Origin of the sequence: Dorea longicatena, assembly GCF_025150085.1 — a bacterium.
GTDB lineage: Bacteria > Bacillota > Clostridia > Lachnospirales > Lachnospiraceae > Dorea_A > Dorea_A longicatena.
Map to the genome: position 1 here is coordinate 162,629 of NZ_CP102280.1, position 21,317 is coordinate 183,945.

Sequence of the window (21,317 nt, forward strand, 5' to 3'; positions counted from 1 at the left end):
ATGAACAACGTAAATCGTGCAAATTAAGGAAAATATAGGATAAAGATTTCTGGAAACAGTTGTAATACAATGAATCTGGAAACAAAAGATCCTAAAGACATGGAGGAAATTATAATGAATAAACCAGTATTAGTGATCATGGCAGCAGGAATGGGAAGCAGATATGGCGGACTGAAACAGTTAGATCCGGTCGATAACGACGGACATATCATCATGGACTTTTCTATGTATGATGCAAAGCGGGCAGGATTCGAAAAAGTTGTGTTTATTATCAAACACGAGATCGAAGACGAATTCAAAGAGCATGTAGGAAAGCGTATGGAGAAATACATGGATGTTGCATACGCATATCAAAATATTGATAATATTCCGGAAGGATATGAAGTACCGGAAGGACGTGTAAAACCTTGGGGAACGGCACATGCCGTATACAGCTGTATGGATGAGATCGATGGACCATTCGCAGTCATCAATGCAGATGACTATTATGGAGTAGAAGCATTCAAGCTGATCTACGATTATCTGTCTACACATGTAGATGATGACAAGTACAGATATACAATGGTGGGATATCATCTTGCCAATACTGTAACAGACAATGGCTATGTATCCAGAGGTATATGTGAGACAAATAAGAACGGAGAACTGGTATCTGTCACAGAGCGTACCAGAATTGAGAAATACAACGGCGGTGTTGCATACACAGAAGACGACGGTAACACATGGGTACAGGTACCGGATGATACAACAGTATCTATGAATATGTGGGGATTTACAAAGAGCATCTTAGAAGAGATCAAAGCAGGATTTCCGGCATTTCTTGACAAGGGACTGAAAGAGAATCCGATGAAATGCGAGTATTTCCTGCCGACTGTAGTCAGCAACCTTCTTGCAGAAGACAAGGCAACAGTATCTGTGCTGAAATCCGCAGACAAATGGTATGGAGTAACTTATAAAGAAGATAAACCGGTTGTGGTAGCAGCCATTCAGAGAATGAAGGACGAAGGACTGTATCCGCAGCATCTTTGGGAGGGAAAATAATGCATCCTGTAACACGGGAACAAAGAGATGAAGCAATTGCACATTTCAAATATGAAGGAACATTGATAAAAGACTGTCCATACGGAAGTGGGCATATTAATGATACGTATCTTCTGGTATTCGATATTGCGGATATGGGAAGAATCAAAGTTATTCTGCAGAGAATGAATTCAACAGCATTTCCAAAACCAGTAGAGGTGATGGAAAATATTATGGGAGTCACCTCATTTTTAAAAAAGAAAATTATTGAAAATGGTGGCGACCCGGAACGTGAAACATTGAATGTGATTCCGGCGGCCGACGGGAAACCGTATTATGTAGATTCTAAGGGTGACTATTGGAGATCTTATAAATTTATCACCGATGCGAGCAGTTATGATATCGTAGAAAAGCCGGAGCAGTTTTATGAAAGTGCAGTAGCATTCGGTAATTTTCAAAGTCTCCTGTCAGATTATCCTGCGGACACACTGCATGAGACGATCGAGAAATTCCATGATACCCGCAACAGATTCGCATTGTTTAAGAAAGCTGTGGAAGAAGACGTAATGAAAAGAGCTGCCGACGTTCAGAAAGAAATTCAGTTTGTTCTGGACAGAGAAGATGTGGCAGACTACTTCGCGGAAATGTTAGACAGACAAGAGCTTCCGCTTCGTGTTACACATAATGATACAAAACTTAACAATATAATGATAGATGATAAGACTGGTAAAGGAATCTGTGTGATCGATCTGGACACGGTTATGCCAGGGCTTGCCATGAATGATTTCGGGGATTCTATCCGTTTTGGTGCGAGTACTGCACTGGAAGATGAAAGGGATCTTTCGAAAGTATCCTGCAGTATGGAATTGTTTGAATTATATACGAAAGGATTCTTAAAAGGCTGTGACGGAAAACTTACGAAAAAAGAGATCGAGCTGATGCCGATGGGTGCTAAGGTTATGACATTTGAGTGTGGCATGCGTTTCCTGACGGATTATCTGCAGGGAGACAAATATTTTAAAATACACAGAGAAGGTCAGAATCTGGATCGCTGCCGTACCCAGTTCAAGCTTGTTGAAGACATGGAACAAAAGTGGTATACTATGAACGAAATCGTGAAAAAGTATAGTGACAACTAGGAGGTACTATTGTGGCCAAGAAAATATTAATTACCGGAGGAGCCGGTTATATCGGAAGTCATACGGCACTGGAACTTCTGAATGAAGGATATGAAGTGGTTGTATATGACAATCTTTGTAATTCATCTAAAGAATCTTTAAAAAGGGTAGAAGAGCTTACCGGAAAGACGATTACATTTTATGAAGGGGATGTAATGGATGAAGCTGCATTGAAGGCAATGCTGGAAAAAGAAGGCGTAGATGCGGTTATCCATTGTGCAGCACTGAAAGCAGTCGGAGAATCCGTACAGAAGCCATTAGAGTACTACCGTAATAATATAACAGGAACTCTGACGCTGATGGATGTTATGAAACAGACCGGTGTTAAGAATATTGTATTCAGCTCTTCTGCAACTGTATACGGAAGTCCGGAAGAGATGCCGATCACAGAGGAGTGCCCGAAGGGACAGTGTACGAATCCTTATGGATGGACAAAGTCTATGATGGAACAGATCATGACAGATGTACAGAAGGCAAATCCGGATATGAATGTCATCCTGCTTCGTTATTTCAACCCGGTCGGAGCGCATGAAAGCGGACGTATCGGAGAAGATCCAAAGGGAATCCCGAACAACCTGATGCCATATATTTCACAGGTGGCAGTAGGAAAGCTTGAAAAACTCGGCGTATTCGGAGATGACTATGACACACCGGACGGAACCGGAGTCCGTGACTACATTCATGTAGTAGATCTTGCAAAAGGACACGTAAAAGCAATTAACTATATCTTCAGCAATCCGGGACTTGATGTGATCAATCTTGGAACGGGTGTTGGATATTCCGTGCTTGATATGGTAAAAGCATTCGGCAAAGCATGTGGAAAAGAGATTCCATATGAGATCAAACCAAGAAGAGCCGGAGATATCGCGATGTGTTATGCAGATCCTGCCAAGGCAGCAAGAGTGCTTGGCTGGAAGGCTGAAAAAGGGCTGGATGAGATGTGTGCCGATACATGGAGATGGCAGTCACAGAATCCAAACGGATATGAATCATAAATCATAAAAATGAACACCGGATGATGGGAAATACTTAACAGAACGTTAAGGATTTCCCGTCTTTCTTTTTCAGGGGATAAATGGTATAATATCCACGTATGTAAAGAGCAGTGGATGATCAGATCACTGACAGGCACTGCAAAAGGAGTGAGAAATACTCACACACAGAGGCGAGAATCATGGAAAAGAAGAATGAAAAAGGAAAAGTGCAGCTCAAAGGACAACTCAAACTTTACATCCAGTGGCCGGCTATTATGTCCCTGCTTCTCATAGCAATGGATTTGTGGGTTTATAAGCTGGATCACAGAGCGGGAATCCTGATGGCCGTATTTGTAGTCGTATATATCATTATGGTGGGTGGACTGTATTTTTACAGTAAGAACATCATTATGAAAGACCTGGTAGAGTTTGCTGCACAGTATGGCATTGTTCAGAATACATTGCTGAGAGAACTGTCGATTCCTTATGCAATCCTGTTGGATGATGGAAAAGCGATCTGGATGAACGATGAATTTGAAGCAATCCTGGGAGGTAAACCCAAGGGAGAAGCTTATATCAGCAAATACATTCCTGAATTGAACCGGAGTATATTTCCAAAAGAGGACCAACAGACGGTCACAATGGAAGTGTATTATGATGACAAAGAGTATCAGGCAGAGATCCGGAGAGTATCAGTAGAAGGATTTAGTGATACAGAACAGCTTATGGAGCTGCCAAAGGAAAAAGAATATTTTATAGCTGTATATCTTCAGGATGTTACGGAATTTAACCGTATTATCCGAGAGAACGAAGAGCAGAGGATGGTTGCCGGGCTGGTTTACATTGATAACTATGATGAAGTGATCGACAGTGTGGAAGAAGTCAGACAGTCACTTCTGATGGCACTGGTAGACCGTAAGATCAACCAGTATATTGCGAAGGTTGACGGAATCGTTAAGAAACTGGAGAATGATAAATATTTTATCATCATCCGGAAATCTTACTTCAAACAGCTGGAAGAAGATAAGTTCTCCCTGCTGGACGATGTAAAATCCGTAAATATCGGAAATGGAATCCCGGCGACATTAAGTATCGGACTTGGACTGAGTTCTGATTCTTATGCGCAGAGTTACAACTATGCACGTGTTGCGATTGATCTTGCGCTTGCAAGAGGCGGCGATCAGGCAGTTATCAAGGACTGTAACGGTGTGACTTATTATGGTGGCAAACGTGAACAGACAGCAAAGAATACCCGTGTAAAGGCGCGTGTAAAAGCAGAGGCACTGCGTGAATTTATCACGGTCAAAGATAAGATCTTTGTTATGGGACATAAGCTGACAGACGTGGATGCGTTCGGTGCGGCAATGGGAATCTACCGTGCGGCACTGGCTTTGGAAAAACGTGCTTATATTGTAATTAATGAAGTATCTGCATCGCTCAGACCATTATATGAATTATTCGAACAGGATTCGAATTACCCGGACGATCTGTTCCTGACATCGTCACAGGCGATGAATATGGCGGATGAGAATTCGATGGTTGTAGTAGTAGATACGAACCGTCCGATGATGACAGAATGTGAGGAACTTCTGAAGACGACCAAGACGATCGTGGTTCTGGATCATCACAGACAGAGCAGTGATAATATCGACAATGCGCTGCTGTCTTATATTGAACCGTATGCATCATCGGCATGTGAGATGGTATCAGAAGTATTGCAGTATATCGTAGACGGAATCAAGATTCCAAAGATTGAGGCGAGCAGCCTGTATGCCGGTATCATGATCGATACCAACAACTTTGTGAATAGTACCGGAGTCCGTACTTTTGAAGCAGCGGCATTCTTAAGAAGATGCGGTGCAGATATCACATTGGTAAGAAAATTATTCCGTGATGACATGGAATCTTACAGAGCGAAAGCAGAGATCATCAGCAGCGCGGAGGTTTATCATAATAAATTTGCCATCGCAAGAGGTGTGGATCTTCACATCGAAAGCCCGACGATCATCGGGGCACAGGCAGCAAATGAACTGCTGGATATCAGTGAGATCAAGGCATCATTTGTATTAACCGAATATAATGGAAGAATATACGTCAGCGCACGTTCGATCGATGAGGTCAATGTACAGATCATCATGGAACGTCTGGGCGGAGGCGGTCACATGAACGCTTCGGGAGCGCAGTTCAACCATACGGATATGGATGAAGCGGTAGCTTGCTTAAAACAGGTGATTGACGAGATGATAGAAGGAGGAGACTTGTAATGAAAGTAATTTTGACAGAAGACGTAAAGTCACTTGGTAAAAAAGGAGAGATCGTAAACGTCAGCGACGGATACGCAAGAAACTTTATCTTAAAGAAAAATAAAGGTGTAGAAGCCAACGGAAAGAACTTAAATGACCTGAAGTTAAAGAAAGCCAACGACGATAAGATTGCACAGCAGCAGTATGAAGATGCGCAGGAACTTGGCAAGAAGATCGAAGCAGGTAAGATCGAAGTTGCGATCAAGATGGGAGAAGGCGGCAAAGCATTCGGTTCCGTATCTTCAAAAGAGATCGCAGAAGAGGTTAAAAAGCAGATGAATCTTACGATCGACAAGAAGAAAGTACAGTTAAAAGAAGCAATCAGAACACTGGGAACCCATAATGTACCGGTTAAGCTGCATCCAAAGGTAACAGCAGAGCTGAAAGTTGTTGTAAAAGAAGAAGCATAGGAGGAATTCAGGCGTGGAAGAAGCACTCATCAAACGAGTCATGCCACACAGCATCGAAGCAGAACAGTCTGTGGTCGGCGCCATGCTTATGGATAAAGATGCCATCACCACTGCAGGAGAAATCATCAGTGGTGATGATTTTTATCAGGCGTCATACGGAGTGATCTTTGATTCGATGATCGAACTGTTCAATGAAGGAAAACCGGTCGATCTGATCACCTTGCAGGAAAGACTGAAGGAAAAGGACGTACCGGCGGAGATTGCCAGTCTGGAATTTGTCAGAGACCTGGTGACAGCAGTGCCGACTTCTGCGAACGTGAAATATTACGCACAGATCGTGGCAGATAAGTCGTTAATGCGTAAGATGATTAAACTGAACGAATCAATTGAAAATATGTGCTATGCGGGAAAAGAGCCGGTAGAGTCGATTATGGAACAGACAGAGAAATCCATGTTTCAGTTATTACAGAGACGTACGACCGGTGATTACGTACCGATCAAACAGGTTGTTTTAAATGCATTAGATAAGATTGAGAAGGCGTCTAAGAGTAAAGGAACCGTTACGGGAATACCGACGGGATTCATTGATCTGGATTATAAACTTTCCGGATTTCAGCCGTCAGATTTTATTCTGATCGCAGCCCGTCCATCTATGGGAAAAACGGCGTTTGTATTAAACATTGCGCAGTATATGGCATTTAAGAAGAATAAAGCAGTAGCAATCTTCAGTCTGGAGATGTCAAAAGAACAGCTGGTGAATCGACTGTTTTCTCTGGAGTCCCAGGTAGATGCCCAGTCCCTGAGAACTGGTAATATGAAAGATTCCGACTGGGAGAAACTGATAGAAGGAGCTGGGATTATCGGTCAGTCGAAGCTGATCATTGATGATACTCCGGGTATCTCTATCTCAGAACTCAGATCGAAATGCAGAAAGTACAAACTGGAACACGGACTTGATATTATCATCATTGACTACCTGCAGTTGATGACCGGAAGTGTGGGAAGAAGTTCGGAGTCCAGACAGCAGGAAGTTTCAGACATTTCCCGACAGTTAAAGGGACTTGCCAGAGAGCTGAATGTGCCGGTAGTATCCCTGTCACAGTTAAGCCGTGCGGTAGAAAGCCGTCCGGATAAAAGACCGATGCTTTCGGACCTTCGTGAATCCGGAGCCATCGAGCAGGATGCGGACGTGGTAATGTTCATTTATCGAGACGAATACTACAATAAAGATTCAGAGTTCAAAAAACAGGCAGAAATAATTATCGCAAAACAAAGAAACGGCCCGGTAGGGACCGTTAATCTGGCTTGGCTTGGCGAATATACAAAGTTTGCCAACTTAAGCAGACAGGAAGATTCTTTTTAATTTCTTAACTGGACCGGTTTCGGCCGATGCTTTCCGGAAGGATTGCTGCTGGCGGATCAACTGATCCAGTTTTTTGAATTCTAATTCTTCATGGCGTTCTTTTGCATCCAGAAGAAAGGACATCTCCTGACTGAACATTGCCATGAGAACTTCGTTGTTATTCTGCAGCATGCGTTTTAACTGTAACTGTTCTCTGGTCCGTCTGATATCGGGAATCAGTGCTTTTAAATCAGAGAGAGAAACTCCCTGATCATAAAGATCCCGGATACAGGCATACAGTCTGGCATCATCTCTGGTCTCACGTTTTATCTGTTCTAAAGTATTCATATGATTTCCCATGTTAGATACCCCCTTATCTTATAATACTTGTCCCTTATGGGTAAATGTATCATAGCACAGGAAAGATCACCGAATTCGTCAGAATCCGTCGAGAGAAATAAATTTATTAAAAAAGAAATAATATACAAAATATCAAAACAAAAAAATGCACGATACAAAATGTACCGTGCATTCTTATCTTACTTATTCTGCGTTATTAACCTTCAGAAATTGCTCCTACTGGACACTGAGCAGCACAAGCGCCACAATCTACACAAGCGTCAGCATCGATCTCATAATGATCTGCTCCCTGAGCGATAGCTCCTACTGGACATTCAGCTTCGCAAGATCCGCAGCTTACACATTCATCACCAATTACGTGTGCCATAGTATGTACCCTCCTTTGAGATTAAATATTCTAGACATAATCCAATTCGTTGTCTCTGTTCTTATAATAATACAAAAAATAAAAATAAACAAGGGAATAGAATGTTTTTTTAGAAATACATAAAAGTTTAGTCATAGCTAACTTATGTTAGAAAAAGCTATCACAATAAAGGGGAAAAAAGTATTTCTACAGAAATATAAAAGTCATAGAGGAAAATTAAGAAAAATTTCAACAATTTTTCACTGTTTTGGTGTATAGTATATGGTGCTGAAAAAATATAAGAAAAAAATATAATCAAAAGTTAGAAGTATTAAGTATAAGTAGAAATGATACCAGATATAGGAGAGAGGAAAATGAAGAAAAAAAGAATCATTGCCATGCTGCTGGGTACAGCACTGCTTGTATGTGGATGTCAGCAGACATCAAAAGCAACCGATGAAGAGAAAAAGATTGAGTCAGAAAAGAATACAACTAAGACAGAAGAAAACGCATATCAGGGGAAATTAGATCTGATCACTCCGGCGGCATATAATAATACGGACGGATTAAAGCTGAAAAAAGGCGATTATATTTCCATTATCGGAAAAGCGAACGGAACACAGTACTGGGATGAAGTGAAAAAAGGTGTAGCGCAGGCTGCGGAAGATATTAATACAAATCTTGGGTATACAGGAAAAGATAAGGTGAAAGTAGCATTTAATGCACCGGATACAGCAGATAATGTCGATGACCAGGTAAATCTTCTGGATGAAGAACTGGACAGATATCCGGTCGCAGTGGGCATTTCGATCGTAGACCTGCAGGCATGCCAGGTGCAATTCGATCTTGCAACAGACAGTGAGATTCCGATCGTAACTTTTGATTCCGGATCAGATTATCAGGGTGTGGCTGCAGATGTATCCACAGACAATGTAGCTGCAGGAAAGGAAGCGGCACAGAGACTTGCGGAAGAGATGGGCGACAGCGGAGAAGCGGTGCTGTTCATTCAGGATTCCAAATCACAGGCAGCTCTTCAGAGAGAAAAAGCTGTAACAGAAGAATTGAAAGCAAATCATCCGAATATTTCAGTGGTCAATGTATACCACATGGATGAACTGAGCAATATGCAGAAGACAGTATCCGATGAGATCAATGCAGGAACCTACCGACCAAAAGACAGTGAACTTCCGGAGGGACAGCTCACAGGAGAAGATGTTGTAACAGCAGACAGTATCACTGAAGATCAGGTAGTTGATTATATCCTTGCAAAACATCCAAATATTACAGGCTGCTTTGCTGCAAACGGGGATTCCGTAAAACTTGCAGTCGATGGTCTGGAAAGAAATAAAATGGAGAAAAAAGTGAAAGTCATCGGCTTCGACGCCAACGATGATGAGATTCAGGGTCTGAAAGACGGTAAAGTTAACGGACTGATCGTACAGAACCCATTTGGCATGGGATATGCAACCGTTGTGGCTGCAGCAAGGGCTTCTCTGAATATGGGAAATGAGGCTGTGGTTAATACGGGATATACATGGGTGACGAAAAAGAATCTGAAGACGGATGAGGTGCAGAAGATTCTGTATAGTAAGTAGGAAAATTTAATGTATCATGGCGGCTTACCCCGGTCCTGAATAAAAGTATAGAAGGGATTGCTGTGCGGATTCAATCATGGGGAACATCTAAAGCAAAAAAATCGGCCTAAAAGCAGCCGGTCAAAAATCATAACTCGCTGATCGCTCAGACAAATGATTTTTAACCGGCTAACGGCCGATTTTTTTACTTAAGAAGTTCCAACTCTTTCTCATGGACTGAGAGGTCACAATGATAAATTAGCCAGCAACCTTCGGAAGTGAAAAGGAGAATTCGGTTCCGACTCCTTCCGTACTCACCACGGTAATATTCTCCCCATGTGCCTGAATTGCTTCTTTCACGATCGCAAGTCCAAGTCCGGTACCTTTCTTATCTTTTCCACGGGAGAGGTCACTCTTGTAAAAGCGTTCCCAGATTTTCCCAAGCGCTGATCTTGGAATACCCATACCGTTATCTTTTACAGAGGTATATACTTTTTCTCCGCGGTCTGTCGTCTCAATCGTGACGATGGAATTCGGATCACTGAATTTAATCGCATTGTCCAGCAGGTTGTATAAGACTTGCTGGATTTTTCGTTTGTCAGCGTTGACGTTCAGGTGTTTTGTTGCGAAGACCAATTCGATGGAAATCTTCTTCTGTGTGCAGACACCTTCGAAAGATGCCGCTACATGCTTGATCATCTCGTGAATATCGAATACTTCCCGGTTGAGAAGCAGGTGATTGGTGTCAAATTCATTTAACGTCAGAAGATCCTGTGTCAGATCTGTCAGGCGTTCTGTTTCGAATAAGATGATCTTCAGGTATTTTTCATGTAATTCTGGTGGGATGGTTCCGTCTGTCATGGCTTCCACATAACCTTTGATGGAGGTAAGTGGAGAACGAAAATCATGAGACACATTTGCCACAAATTTCTTCTGATAATCTTCCATATCCCTAAGCTGAGAGGACATGTAGTTCAGTGATGCGGACAGATAACCCATCTCATCTTCAGTTGTGACAGGAATCTCATATTCCAGGTTACCGGAAGCATATTGGGTTGCTGCTTCGGTAATCTTATGAAGCGGACGGTACACAAGGAAATGGAACGCCAGCAGGATAATGAACGAAAGCAGGAAGATTACGATGAATGTAATATATACACCACGCATCAGTGTGTCTGTCATGGTATCCACAACAGAGATATACTGGTGGATCATCAGATATCCTTTTGGAGAATACCCGTAAGTTACCGGTACAGTGACAGTGATCACATCATTGTCAAAATATCCGTGATAATCACCAGTCTGTGAACGATCGCTTCCGGATTCCGCCGGGTCGAAATCTTTAATGGAATCAGGCGCGGACGGGTAGTTCCCGGACTGTGCAGAAAGGATTACTTTTCCATCTTTTGAAACGAACCAGACTGCAGCGTCAAGCTGTGTCTCTATTCCGGATAAGATCATCTGTGCGTCAGATTCTGTTAATCCGCCGGAAAAATAACCGGGAAGATAGTCGTTGGCAACCATCGTAGCTTCCCGGTACATACTGTTACTTACGCGGTTAAAAATCGGCGTACTGACCAGGTTCTCTGTCAGTGTTGCGGCTGTAAAAAGGCTTAAGAATCCGAACACAATATAGATAAATATAAATTTTAAATATAATGTACTTTTCATGATATTAACCTGCTGTTATTTTACTTCAAATTTATAACCGATTCCCCATACAGTGCTGAGACTCCAGCCATTGTGATCCTTGATCTTCTCGCGGAGACGTTTGATGTGCACATCGACGGTACGGGTATCGCCGATATATTCATAGCCCCAGATCTGATCCAGTAACTGCTCTCTTGTGAATACCTGGTTCGGAGAGGATGCGAGGAAATAGAGAAGTTCCAGTTCCTTTGGCGGCATCTCGACCGTATGGCCGTCAACAATGACGGAGTAATTGGTAAGGTTGATCTCAATTCCCGGGTATTCGACACATTTTCCCTTATCTGCCTGAGGAGTCTCCGGTTTGGAGCCGACCTGATAGCGGCGTAAGACTGCTTTTACACGTGCAACCAGTTCTTTGGCATCAAATGGTTTCATAATGTAATCATCTGCACCGAGCTCCAGGCCAAGTACCTTGTCGAATACTTCACCCTTGGCGGACAGCATGATGATCGGAGTGTTAGATCTCGTACGGATCTCACGACAGACCTGATATCCGTCGATACCAGGCAGCATGAGATCTAAAAGAATCAGGTTCGGTTTGTAAGTGTCAAAGGCAACCAGTGCCCGTTCGCCATCGTGGACCATCATAGTGTCAAAGCATTCTTTTGTCAGATATAATGAGACCAGTTCAGCGATATTTTCATCGTCATCGACGATCAGTATTTTCTGTTTGTTCATAGATGTATACTCCTCCCGTATATAGATGCATTTATCTATACTGATTCACTTTAAAGTTTCCCCTTATACTATCCCTTATTTTAACTTTTATTTCAGCTCAGCGATCGTTACGCCGGCGTCACCTTCGCCAAATGCGCCAAGGCGGAATGATTTGACATGTTTCTGCCGTTTCAGATATTTATGGATACCGGCTCTTAAAGCTCCGGTTCCTTTACCGTGAACGATTCTTACAGAACTGAGGTGTGCAAGCGAGGCGTCGTCCAGATATTTATCCAGCTCGGCGATCGCTTCATCGACTGTTTTACCAAGAAGGTTGATCTCAGGACTGATCGCAAGAGATTTGCCCATCTTGACTTTGCCTTTACCGGTCTGACGGGTTCTTTTGGCAAATGAATATGCCGGCGCTTCATCGATGATCTCCAGATCGGAAATATTAACTGTGGAACGTAAGATTCCCATCTGTACGGTGACATTTCCCTTGGAATCCGGAAGTGAAGTGACAGATCCGGTCAGGTTCATACTCAGTACCTTGACAGATTCTCCAAGTTTGAAATCACTTGGTTTGTAAGCCTTTTTTGGTTTCTTGGTATCTGTCTTCATGGAATTCTGTGTCGCGTTCATCTTCTTGCGGAGACGCTCACGTTCCTTTTCCATCTCGGCAACGGAGATATTGGCTTTGCCGAATTTGTGGAAATTACGCATGGTCTCATCGGCTGTTTCCTTGGCATCGGCCAGGATCTCATGAGCCTTTTCATTGGCCTCGCGGATGATACGGTCACGCTGTTCTTCTAATTTATCACGTTTCTGACGGGTCTCTTCTTCGAGACGTGCCAGTTCACGTTTGTAGTGTTCGATCTCTTCCTGCTCTTTTCGGATGGTACGTTTACTTGTCTCCAGATCGGTTAACAGGTCTTCGAAGGATTCATCCTGTTCGGTCAGATGTGTCTTGGCATCTTCGATGATATAATCCGGAAGTCCGAGTTTTCCTGCGATGGCAAATGCATTACTCTTTCCCGGAATACCGATCAGAAGGCGGTAAGTCGGACTGAGCGTCTCTACATCGAATTCACAACAGGCATTTTCAACGCCCGGTGTGGAAAGTGCGAAGACTTTCAGTTCGCTGTAGTGTGTCGTTGCCATGGTACGGATGCCTCTCTGGTGCAGATAGCTTAAGATGGCGATCGCAAGAGCAGCACCTTCGGTAGGGTCGGTTCCTGCATTCAACTCATCGAACAGTACCAGAGAATGTTCGTCTACATGTTTTAAGAACGAAACGATATTCGTCATATGAGAAGAGAAGGTACTGAGGCTCTGCTCGATACTCTGCTCATCTCCGATATCGGCATATACATTTTCAAAAATTGCCAGTTCCGAACGGTCCAGCGCAGGAATATGAAGTCCTGCCTGACCCATCAGGGTAAATAATCCGACCGTCTTTAACGAAACGGTCTTACCGCCGGTGTTCGGTCCGGTTACGATCAGAAGGTCGAAGGTATCACCGAGTGTGACGGTGATCGGAACGACTTTCTTCTTATCTAACAGCGGATGGCGGCCCTCACGGATATGGATCCGGCCTTCCGTATTGAAGATTGGCTTGCTTGCGTTCATGTTGATTGCGAGATTTCCTCTTGCAAATATGAAATCCAGCTCCGTCATGACTTTGTAGTCGGTGCGGATGGAGTCGATATATTCTGCAACATCGGCGCTTAAGCGTGCAAGAATCACCTGGATCTCTTCCTGCTCTTTGCCGTAAAGCTCTTTTAAATCATTATTCAGTTTTACAACAGACATCGGTTCGATGAACAGGGTAGAACCTGTGGCAGACTGGTCATGGATCAGACCAGATACCTGGCTTCTGTATTCGGCTTTGACCGGGATACAGTAGCGGTCCCCGCGCATGGTGATGATCGCATCCTGCAGATAGGTACGGAGCGAACCGTTGACCAGAGAAGATAATGTAGAATGTACTTTATCATTGATCTGGTTCATGGAACGGCGGATCTGCTTTAATGTACTGCTGGCATCATCACTGATCTCATCTTCGTCAATAATGCATCGGCGGATCTCAGTGCTTACCAGTGTCAGTGGCTCGATCTGCTGGAAGAAAGCATCCAGACAGTCTTCTGCATCGTCCACAGCCTCGTGACGGCCGTAAGCTTTGATCTGCCCTGCATTTTCCAGAAGTTTACAGATACGCAAAAGCTCTCCGCTTCCGAGCGCGGCACCGACTTCCAGACGCTTTAAGGATTCCCCGACCGGATTACAGCTTCCGAAAGAAGGACGTCCCTTCTTAATGATACGGGTAAATGCGGCGGCAGTCTGTTCTTGTGCGGCTTCGATATCCGTGATGGATGTCATCGGTTTTAATCTCTTGCAGCGTTCCTTGCCGCCAAAAGAAGTTGCCTGTTCTATTAAGATGTCAATAATTTTATGATATTCTAATTTAGTTAATGTTTTTTTATTCATGTTTCTCACCTGAACTTATTCTATGTTACTGTTCATACAGTAGCTGTAGTCAGTACCTATTCTACCTTATTTGGACGATAAAGAAAAGGATAAATATTGAACATTCCCATTCCATACGGTATACTATAAAAAGGATTGCAAAGGAGACGAAAAAGCTGATGGATGAGCAGAAACCTCTGGAAAATAAGCAGGGAGAACCTGGGAAAAAAACAGAAAAATCAGAATATTCATTTATGCAGGAGACGATCAAAGACGAGAACAGCCGTGGAAAAAAGTGCCGTAAAGACCTGCTTCGTATGGCGGGGCTTGGAGTGGTATTCGGTGTGTGTGCCTGCATTAGTTTTTCTGCGCTCAAACCATGGCTTGATAAGAAGTTTCCCGGAGATTCACAAGAGGTAGTGATACCGAAAGAGAAAGAAGAAGATAATACAGAAGAAAAAAAAGCGGATACCAGTAACAATACGGAGCAGACGCTGGATATTGACAATTACAGAGAACTTCAGAAAGCAATGAACGACGTAGCCACAGAGGCCGGAAAATCCGTGGTAGAGATCATAGGTGTATCCGGAGAGCAGGACTGGACAGACGAGTCTTACGATAATAAAAACAGTGTGTCCGGACTGATCATCGCTGATAATGGGCAGGAGCTTCTGGTATACGGAAAGACTTCTATATTAAAAGATGCAAAAGAGATCCATATTAGATTCTCGGATGGCAATACAGAACAGGCATCTGTGAAGAAGAAAGATGAAAGTCTCGGATTTGCGATCTATGCTGTGTCGGGAAGCAGCATTGAACAGTCAACATGGACGCAGATCAGTAACGCCAAACTTGGCAGTTCCAATTCTGTACAGAAAGGGGACGCCGTGGCAGTGCTTGGAAAGCCATTTGGCTATGCTGGAGCGGTCGGATTTGGAACGATTGCGAACAGCAGAAATGAACTGGATGCAGATGACGGAAGTTATCAGCTCCTTTGCACTGATATTGGTGCGGCAGAAGACGGAACAGGCGTGATCGTTAATTTGTCGGGAGAAGTAGTCGGAATTATTGATCAGAGTATTTCTGATAATAGCAGTAAAAGGCTGGTAACCGGGTATGGAATTTCGGGCTTAAAATCAGAGATTGAATTGTTGTCTAACGGACAGGCGGTGCCGTATGTCGGTATTCGTGGACTGGATGTGACGGCAGAGATCGAAGCTCAGGGAATTCCAAATGGAGTATACGTCCAGACAGTAGAGCCGGATTCTCCGGCAATGGCAGCAGGAATCCAGAGCGGGGATATAATCACAGAGGCTGCAGGCAAGAAGATATCGTCGCTGGCGGTCTATCAGAGTGTGATGCGTGACCAGAAAAGCGGCAGCAAGATAAGACTCAAAGGACAGAGACAGGGATCCGGCGGTTATGTGGATATTTCATTTGACGTGACAGTCGGAAGCAAGGAGTAGGCTTGCCGGATGCTTCCGGGGAGATGTTTCGATCGTTGTAAAATATAGAATAATATTAATATAGAATATAGAAAGAGGAAATAAGATGAGATATATCAACACCCTTCACGAAGGAGAAACAATCAGAAATGTATATTTGTGCAAAGGAAAGCGTTCTGCGGAGACCAGAAACGGAAGACCATATGATAATCTGATCCTTCAGGATAAGACCGGGACACTTGACGGGAAAGTATGGGATCCGAATTCCGGCGGAATCGCAGATTATGATGAGATGGATTTTATTGAAGTATATGGTGAAATCATCAGCTATAATAACAATCTGCAGCTTAACATTAAGCAGATCCGTAAAGCACAGGAGGGTGAATATATCGCCGCCGATTATATGCCGACAACGGAGAAGAGTACAGATGGCATGTATGAGGAACTGCTTGGATATATTAAGAAAGTAGAGAACCAGTATCTGAGACAGGTGCTGGAGTATTATTTTGTAAAAGACGAGACATTTATCCGTAATTTCAAGGGACATTCCGCTGCGAAGACGGTTCATCATGGATTCGCCGGAGGACTTCTGGAACATACATTAAGTGTTGTGAAGTTCTGTGACTATATGGTGGGAGCATATCCGATCCTGAATAAGGACCTGCTTTTCACAGCAGCGATCTGCCACGATATCGGAAAGACGAAGGAATTATCTTCCTTCCCGGAAAATGATTACACAGATGAAGGACAGCTTCTGGGACATATTGTAATCGGTGTGGAGATGATCGGAGATGCAGCCCGCAATATCCCGGACTTCCCGGAGAAACTTGCGAATGAATTAAAACACTGTATTGTTGCACATCACGGAGAACTGGAATACGGTTCACCGAAGAAACCAGCACTTGCCGAGGCGATGGCACTGAATCTTGCAGACAATGCAGATGCCAAGATGCAGACACTGACAGAGTTATTCAAAGATAAAAAAGGAAATGACTGGCTGGGATATAACCGCCTGTTTGAATCAAATATCAGAAAGACAGTTATCTAATGATGCAGAAGAATGAAATAGTAAAGGTAAAAATAGAAGATATCGGAGTCGGAGGAGAAGGCATCGGCAAGGTGGATGGATACACGTTGTTTATCAAAGATGCCATCATCGGGGATGTTGTAGAGGCGAAAGTAATGAAAGCCAAGAAGAATTACGGCTATGCCCGCCTGATGAATGTCCTGACTCCATCAAAAGACCGTGTGGAAGAGCCGGTCTGTCCGATGGCAAGAAAATGCGGCGGCTGTCAGATCCAGGAGATGAAGTATCCGGCACAGCTTGCATTTAAAGAAGCAAAGGTACGCGGCAATCTGGAGCGGATCGGAGAAGTTCCGACAGAACTTCTGGATCAGATCATGCATCCGGCTGTCGGCATGGACGGAGAAGGAATGCAGCCGTTCCGCTACCGGAATAAGGCGCAGTTCCCGATCGGAACAGATAAAGACGGCAGAGTGATCGCCGGGTTCTATGCCGGAAGAACACACAGCATTATCGAGAATACAGACTGCGCGCTTGGTGTGGAAGTCAACGAAGAGATCCTGAACTGTATTCTGGACTTCATGGAAGAATTCAAAATTCCGGCATACGATGAAGTGAAGCATAAAGGGCTGGTACGCCATGTACTGCTCCGTTACGGATTCAAGACAGATGAAATCATGGTATGTCTGGTCATCAATGGAAAGACGATTCCGCACTGTCATGATCTGGTCGGACGGCTACGTCAGATTCCGGGTATGACAAGCATCACTCTCAGTACGAACACAGCGAAGACGAATGTGATCATGGGCGATACGATCCGCCTTCTGTGGGGACAGGAGTTCATCACAGACTATATCGGTGAGATCAAGTACCAGATATCTCCGCTGTCATTCTACCAGGTGAATCCGGTCCAGACAGAGAAATTATACGGACTGGCATTAGACTATGCAGGCCTGACCGGCAATGAGGCGGTGTGGGACCTGTACTGTGGAATCGGAACGATTTCCCTGTTCCTTGCAAAGAAAGCAAAGCAGGTATATGGCGTGGAGATCGTACCGCAGGCCATTGACGATGCGAAGAATAATGCAAAGATCAATGACATTACGAATGCGGAATTCTATGTAGGTAAGGCAGAAGAAGTCCTGCCGGAGTATTACAAAGAATATGAAAAGACACATAACGGAGAGACCGCACACGCAGATGTGATCGTGGTCGATCCGCCGAGAAAAGGCTGTGAGGAATCCCTGCTTCAGACGATCGTGGATATGCAGCCGGAGAAAGTTGTGTATGTAAGCTGCGACAGTGCGACACTTGCGCGGGATGTGAAGTTCTTAAGAGCGAATGGGTATGAGCTTAAGGATGTGACGCCTGTGGATCAGTTTCCGCATACGGTGCATGTGGAAGTCGTGTGTTGTCTACATCGGGTGAATTCGTAGAAGTCCTTAATTTCAGGCACTTTGCGAGGCATATGAGTTTCACACCAACAGGCAAACAGGGCAAGAAAAAGCAGATTATGAATGGCATCGAAGTGTCAGTAGTATTGCATCTGGTATGAGGAAATACATTCGGACAGAATTAACATTTTTTATTCAATAGCATAGAGAAAAGTCAAAAGGACGCTTGTTTTCAGAACTTCTGGAAGATGAGTGTCCTTTTCTTTTATCTCAAGGCAAAGGAGAAGATAAAAAATGGCAAGGAAGAAAGAAATTTGTGGTGGAAATCACGCCTTATTATTATGAACACGGCGTTTGCCTGGAAGACCATGATGGGACTTCTGCTCATCTTTATACAATCTTAATTTCAAAACAAACTTACTTACGCCCATTTAATACAAATAAAGATAGAATAAAGGCAATATAAAAAAGAAATTAAGATTATGGGGATATAGTTATGCAACAGACAAACAGATCAAGACATCGACATATAACATCATTTCAAGTGATTAGTTTAGGGTTTTTATCCGTGATTCTCTTAGGCAGTCTGCTTTTGATGCTGCCGATTGCTACAAAAAGCGGTCAGTGTACCTCCTTTTTGGATGCTTTGTTTACCGCAACTTCTGCGGTTTGTGTGACGGGACTGGTTGTTAATGATACGGCAACCTACTGGTCTTTATTTGGCCAAGGAGTTATTTTACTGCTGATTCAAATCGGAGGTATGGGAATTATTACGATTGCTATTGCGATTGCTGTTGTTTCCGGACGCAAAATCGGGTTGATGCAGCGAAGTACCATGCAAGAGGCAATTTCGGCTCCAACGGTGGGTGGTATTGTGCGGAGAACGCAATTTATTATTCGGACTACTATTCTTATCGAAATCATTGGTGCGGTTCTTTTAGCCCCTGTTTTTTGCAGGGACTTTGGGTTTTGGAAAGGAATATGGTATGCACTGTTCCATTCTATTTCTGCTTTTTGCAATGCAGGATTTGATCTAATCGGTATAAGAACCCCTTTTTCCTCGTTGACCTCTTATTCTGTACAGCCGATTGTAAATCTTGTAATTATGATGCTGATTATTGCAGGAGGTATTGGATTCCTTACCTGGGAGGATATAAAGAATCATAAATGGCATTTAAAAAAATACCGGATGCAAAGCAAGGTGATTTTTATGGTAACAGGAATATTGATATTCTTACCGGCTCTTTACTTTTTTTATTTTGAGTTTTCAAATGTGCCTCTTACAGAAAGAGTATGGGTTTCTTTGTTTCAATCCGTTACGCCGAGAACAGCAGGATTCAATACGGCAGATTTGACTTTACTCAGTGAAGTTGGGCAAATGCTTATCATTATGCTGATGCTCATCGGTGGCTCGCCTGGTTCCACTGCAGGTGGTATGAAAACGACAACTCTTGCAGTTCTCGTTTCATCGGCATTATCTGTATTTAGAAAAAAGGAACACACCAATTTTTTCGGCAGACAAATTCCGGATGACACTATCAGAAATGCAGCTACGATTTTTTTGATGTATATCGTTTTATTCCTTGTCGGAGGAATGGTAATTAGCAGAACAGAAGATATTCCACTTATGACCGCTTTGTTTGAGACGGCGTCGGCAATCGGGACGGTGGGGTTATCGTTGGGAATAACTCCTGACCTGGGGCTTGTTTCCCATATAATCTTGATTTGCCTGATGTTTTTTGGCAGAGTGGGAGGATTGACCTTGATTTTTGCTACCATTTCTGAAAAAAAGCCTAACGGTTCAAAATATCCTCAGGAAAAAATTACAGTAGGTTAAGGAGAATAAAAAAATGAAATCAATATTACTTATCGGTCTGGGAAGATTCGGACGGCACATTGCTATGAAATTAGATGAATTGCATCATCATGTGATGGCGGTAGATAAAGAAGATACTCGAGTTGATGCTGTACTTCCCTTTGTAACTAACGCTCAGATTGGGGATGCGACTAATGAGGATTTTTTAAGTTCGCTTGGTGTTGGGAACTTTGATGTTTGTATTGTGGCTATCGGAGATAACTTTCAGAATTCATTGGAAGTAACGTCCCTTTTGAAGGAACTCGGTGCAAAAATGGTGGTGTCTCGTGCCGCTCGTGATGTTCATGCAAAATTTCTTTTACGAAACGGCGCAGATGAAATTGTTTATCCCGAAAGGCAGCTTGCCGATTGGGTTGCGATCCGTTATAGTGCTGATCATATTTTCGATTACATAGAACTAGATGAAGAACATGCAATCTTTGAAATATCTATACCGGGAGAATGGATAGGAAAAACAATCGGTCAGTTGGATATACGAAAAAAATATAATGTCAATATTATGGCGCTGAAAACAAATGATATTATGAATTTGAAAATAAGTTCCGATACGCAGTTGTTAAAGGACAGTACCATGCTTGTTCTTGGGGAGACGAAACATATTCAAAAATGTTTTCATATTTAATTTTTGAAAGAAGTTGGTGATATGAAAGACTTTGTTTTACTTATAGTGGTATTGGCAGCATTTATTTATGGTTATTTTCTTATGGAAAAGCTGGATAAATTTCTCAAGGAAAATCAATCCCAAAAACTTATTTCAGATTCTAAGCTCAGGATTGGATTTGAAACACCTGCAATCATAGATTCTATTGCAGATCTATTAGAACAATTTTCAAGCGAATACCCAAACTATGAGCTGGACCTGTTCTACGGTTCTGTAAGTGAAATAATAAATGGGCTGGGAAATAATAAACTTGATTTTGGCTTTATCATAGAAAATTCTAACGATATTTTGAAAGATGAGTATTGTTCCTTATCCCTTCAAATAAAGCAAAGTGTCATTACTCCAGGCTCTATAGACATTGCGGTACATCCCATCAACACGATTGAGAAACCAGCGAGAGTGATATGGCAAAATGACATTAATTGTATGAAGGGTCTATTTGTCGAAAAATTGCGTGATTTTTCGGAGCGTTTTCTGCTTTCGGCTACACGCCCGAATGGAAAAAAAGAAGAAAAGGTGGTATAATCTTTATACGATTTTAATGTCAGTGCTAAAATGCTTTTCTGAAATTTACGTA

Annotated in this window: 19 protein-coding genes; 14 read left to right on the forward strand and 5 right to left on the reverse strand. The window is 43.0% G+C overall.

All coding sequences use genetic code 11. The features are described 5' to 3' along the window. Positions 1–114: 114 nt before the first annotated feature. From NQ508_RS00800 to dnaB, 6 genes are all read left to right on the forward strand, one after another. Positions 115–1,041, forward strand: coding sequence for a nucleotidyltransferase family protein (locus tag NQ508_RS00800; RefSeq protein WP_044920103.1), 927 nt, complete (start codon positions 115–117; stop codon positions 1,039–1,041). Continuing rightward, positions 1,041–2,159: a phosphotransferase enzyme family protein gene (locus NQ508_RS00805; RefSeq protein ID WP_006427692.1), complete on the forward strand. Its 1,119-nt coding sequence runs from the start codon at positions 1,041–1,043 to the stop codon at positions 2,157–2,159. Before NQ508_RS00800 ends, NQ508_RS00805 begins: the two co-directional genes overlap by 1 nt. A gap of 11 nt (positions 2,160–2,170) precedes the next feature. Further along, positions 2,171–3,193: a UDP-glucose 4-epimerase GalE gene (gene galE / locus NQ508_RS00810; protein ID WP_055304092.1), complete on the forward strand. Its 1,023-nt coding sequence runs from the start codon at positions 2,171–2,173 to the stop codon at positions 3,191–3,193. A gap of 179 nt (positions 3,194–3,372) precedes the next feature. Further along, positions 3,373–5,436, forward strand: coding sequence for a DHH family phosphoesterase (locus tag NQ508_RS00815; protein WP_006427026.1), 2,064 nt, complete (start codon positions 3,373–3,375; stop codon positions 5,434–5,436). Next, positions 5,436–5,885: a 50S ribosomal protein L9 gene (rplI, locus tag NQ508_RS00820; RefSeq protein WP_006427025.1), complete on the forward strand. Its 450-nt coding sequence runs from the start codon at positions 5,436–5,438 to the stop codon at positions 5,883–5,885. The genes NQ508_RS00815 and rplI overlap by 1 nt, the downstream gene beginning before the upstream one ends. Positions 5,886–5,898: 13 nt before the next feature. After that, positions 5,899–7,248 carry a replicative DNA helicase gene (gene dnaB / locus NQ508_RS00825; protein ID WP_022416342.1) on the forward strand — a complete coding sequence of 450 codons (1,350 nt, stop codon included), beginning with the start codon at positions 5,899–5,901 and terminating at the stop codon, positions 7,246–7,248. Here dnaB and NQ508_RS00830 read toward each other — a convergent pair. Both NQ508_RS00830 and NQ508_RS00835 read right to left on the reverse strand, forming a co-directional pair. Beyond that, on the reverse strand, positions 7,222–7,587 hold the full coding sequence (locus tag NQ508_RS00830) for a hypothetical protein (protein ID WP_006427023.1): 366 nt from the start codon (positions 7,585–7,587) through the stop codon (positions 7,222–7,224). The two genes, dnaB and NQ508_RS00830, sit on opposite strands and share 27 nt — an antisense overlap. Before the next feature lie 196 nt (positions 7,588–7,783). Then, positions 7,784–7,954 (reverse strand): DUF362 domain-containing protein, encoded by a 171-nt coding sequence (locus NQ508_RS00835; RefSeq protein ID WP_006427022.1) that lies wholly within the window; start codon positions 7,952–7,954, stop codon positions 7,784–7,786. 353 nt (positions 7,955–8,307) lie between these two features. On the opposite strand from NQ508_RS00835, the gene NQ508_RS00840 reads away from it, so the two are divergent. Continuing rightward, positions 8,308–9,528, forward strand: coding sequence for a substrate-binding domain-containing protein (locus NQ508_RS00840; protein WP_044919688.1), 1,221 nt, complete (start codon positions 8,308–8,310; stop codon positions 9,526–9,528). A gap of 237 nt (positions 9,529–9,765) precedes the next feature. Here NQ508_RS00840 and NQ508_RS00845 read toward each other — a convergent pair whose 3' ends face one another. The 3 genes from NQ508_RS00845 to NQ508_RS00855 form a co-directional block, all read right to left on the reverse strand. Further along, complete coding sequence (locus tag NQ508_RS00845; protein WP_006427020.1) at positions 9,766–11,178, reverse strand: sensor histidine kinase; 1,413 nt, start codon at positions 11,176–11,178, stop codon at positions 9,766–9,768. Positions 11,179–11,193: 15 nt separating this feature from the next. Continuing rightward, positions 11,194–11,895: a response regulator transcription factor gene (locus tag NQ508_RS00850; protein ID WP_006427019.1), complete on the reverse strand. Its 702-nt coding sequence runs from the start codon at positions 11,893–11,895 to the stop codon at positions 11,194–11,196. Positions 11,896–11,982: 87 nt separating this feature from the next. Continuing rightward, the gene (locus NQ508_RS00855; protein ID WP_006427018.1) at positions 11,983–14,361 is read right to left on the reverse strand and encodes an endonuclease MutS2; all 2,379 of its coding nucleotides are present in this window, start codon (positions 14,359–14,361) and stop codon (positions 11,983–11,985) included. Positions 14,362–14,519: 158 nt separating this feature from the next. Between NQ508_RS00855 and NQ508_RS00860 the strand changes: the two genes are divergently transcribed. The 7 genes from NQ508_RS00860 (at position 14,520) to NQ508_RS00890 (ending at position 21,265) form a co-directional block, all read left to right on the forward strand. Continuing rightward, positions 14,520–15,806: a S1C family serine protease gene (locus NQ508_RS00860; RefSeq protein WP_022416346.1), complete on the forward strand. Its 1,287-nt coding sequence runs from the start codon at positions 14,520–14,522 to the stop codon at positions 15,804–15,806. Positions 15,807–15,891: 85 nt separating this feature from the next. After that, complete coding sequence (locus NQ508_RS00865) at positions 15,892–16,833, forward strand: 3'-5' exoribonuclease YhaM family protein (protein ID WP_006427015.1); 942 nt, start codon at positions 15,892–15,894, stop codon at positions 16,831–16,833. Positions 16,834–16,835: 2 nt separating this feature from the next. Next, positions 16,836–18,245: a 23S rRNA (uracil(1939)-C(5))-methyltransferase RlmD gene (gene rlmD, locus NQ508_RS00870; RefSeq protein WP_044919774.1), complete on the forward strand. Its 1,410-nt coding sequence runs from the start codon at positions 16,836–16,838 to the stop codon at positions 18,243–18,245. 184 nt (positions 18,246–18,429) lie between these two features. Continuing rightward, positions 18,430–18,669 carry a hypothetical protein gene (locus tag NQ508_RS00875; RefSeq protein WP_147578442.1) on the forward strand — a complete coding sequence of 80 codons (240 nt, stop codon included), beginning with the start codon at positions 18,430–18,432 and terminating at the stop codon, positions 18,667–18,669. Positions 18,670–18,699: 30 nt separating this feature from the next. Next, positions 18,700–20,040 carry a TrkH family potassium uptake protein gene (locus tag NQ508_RS00880; protein WP_080543127.1) on the forward strand — a complete coding sequence of 447 codons (1,341 nt, stop codon included), beginning with the start codon at positions 18,700–18,702 and terminating at the stop codon, positions 20,038–20,040. A 13-nt stretch (positions 20,041–20,053) separates the two neighbouring features. Continuing rightward, positions 20,054–20,701 carry a potassium channel family protein gene (locus NQ508_RS00885; RefSeq protein ID WP_006427010.1) on the forward strand — a complete coding sequence of 216 codons (648 nt, stop codon included), beginning with the start codon at positions 20,054–20,056 and terminating at the stop codon, positions 20,699–20,701. 21 nt (positions 20,702–20,722) lie between these two features. Further along, positions 20,723–21,265, forward strand: a complete 543-nt coding sequence (locus tag NQ508_RS00890) for a LysR substrate-binding domain-containing protein (RefSeq protein WP_006427009.1) — start codon at positions 20,723–20,725, stop codon at positions 21,263–21,265. Positions 21,266–21,317 lie beyond the last annotated feature (52 nt).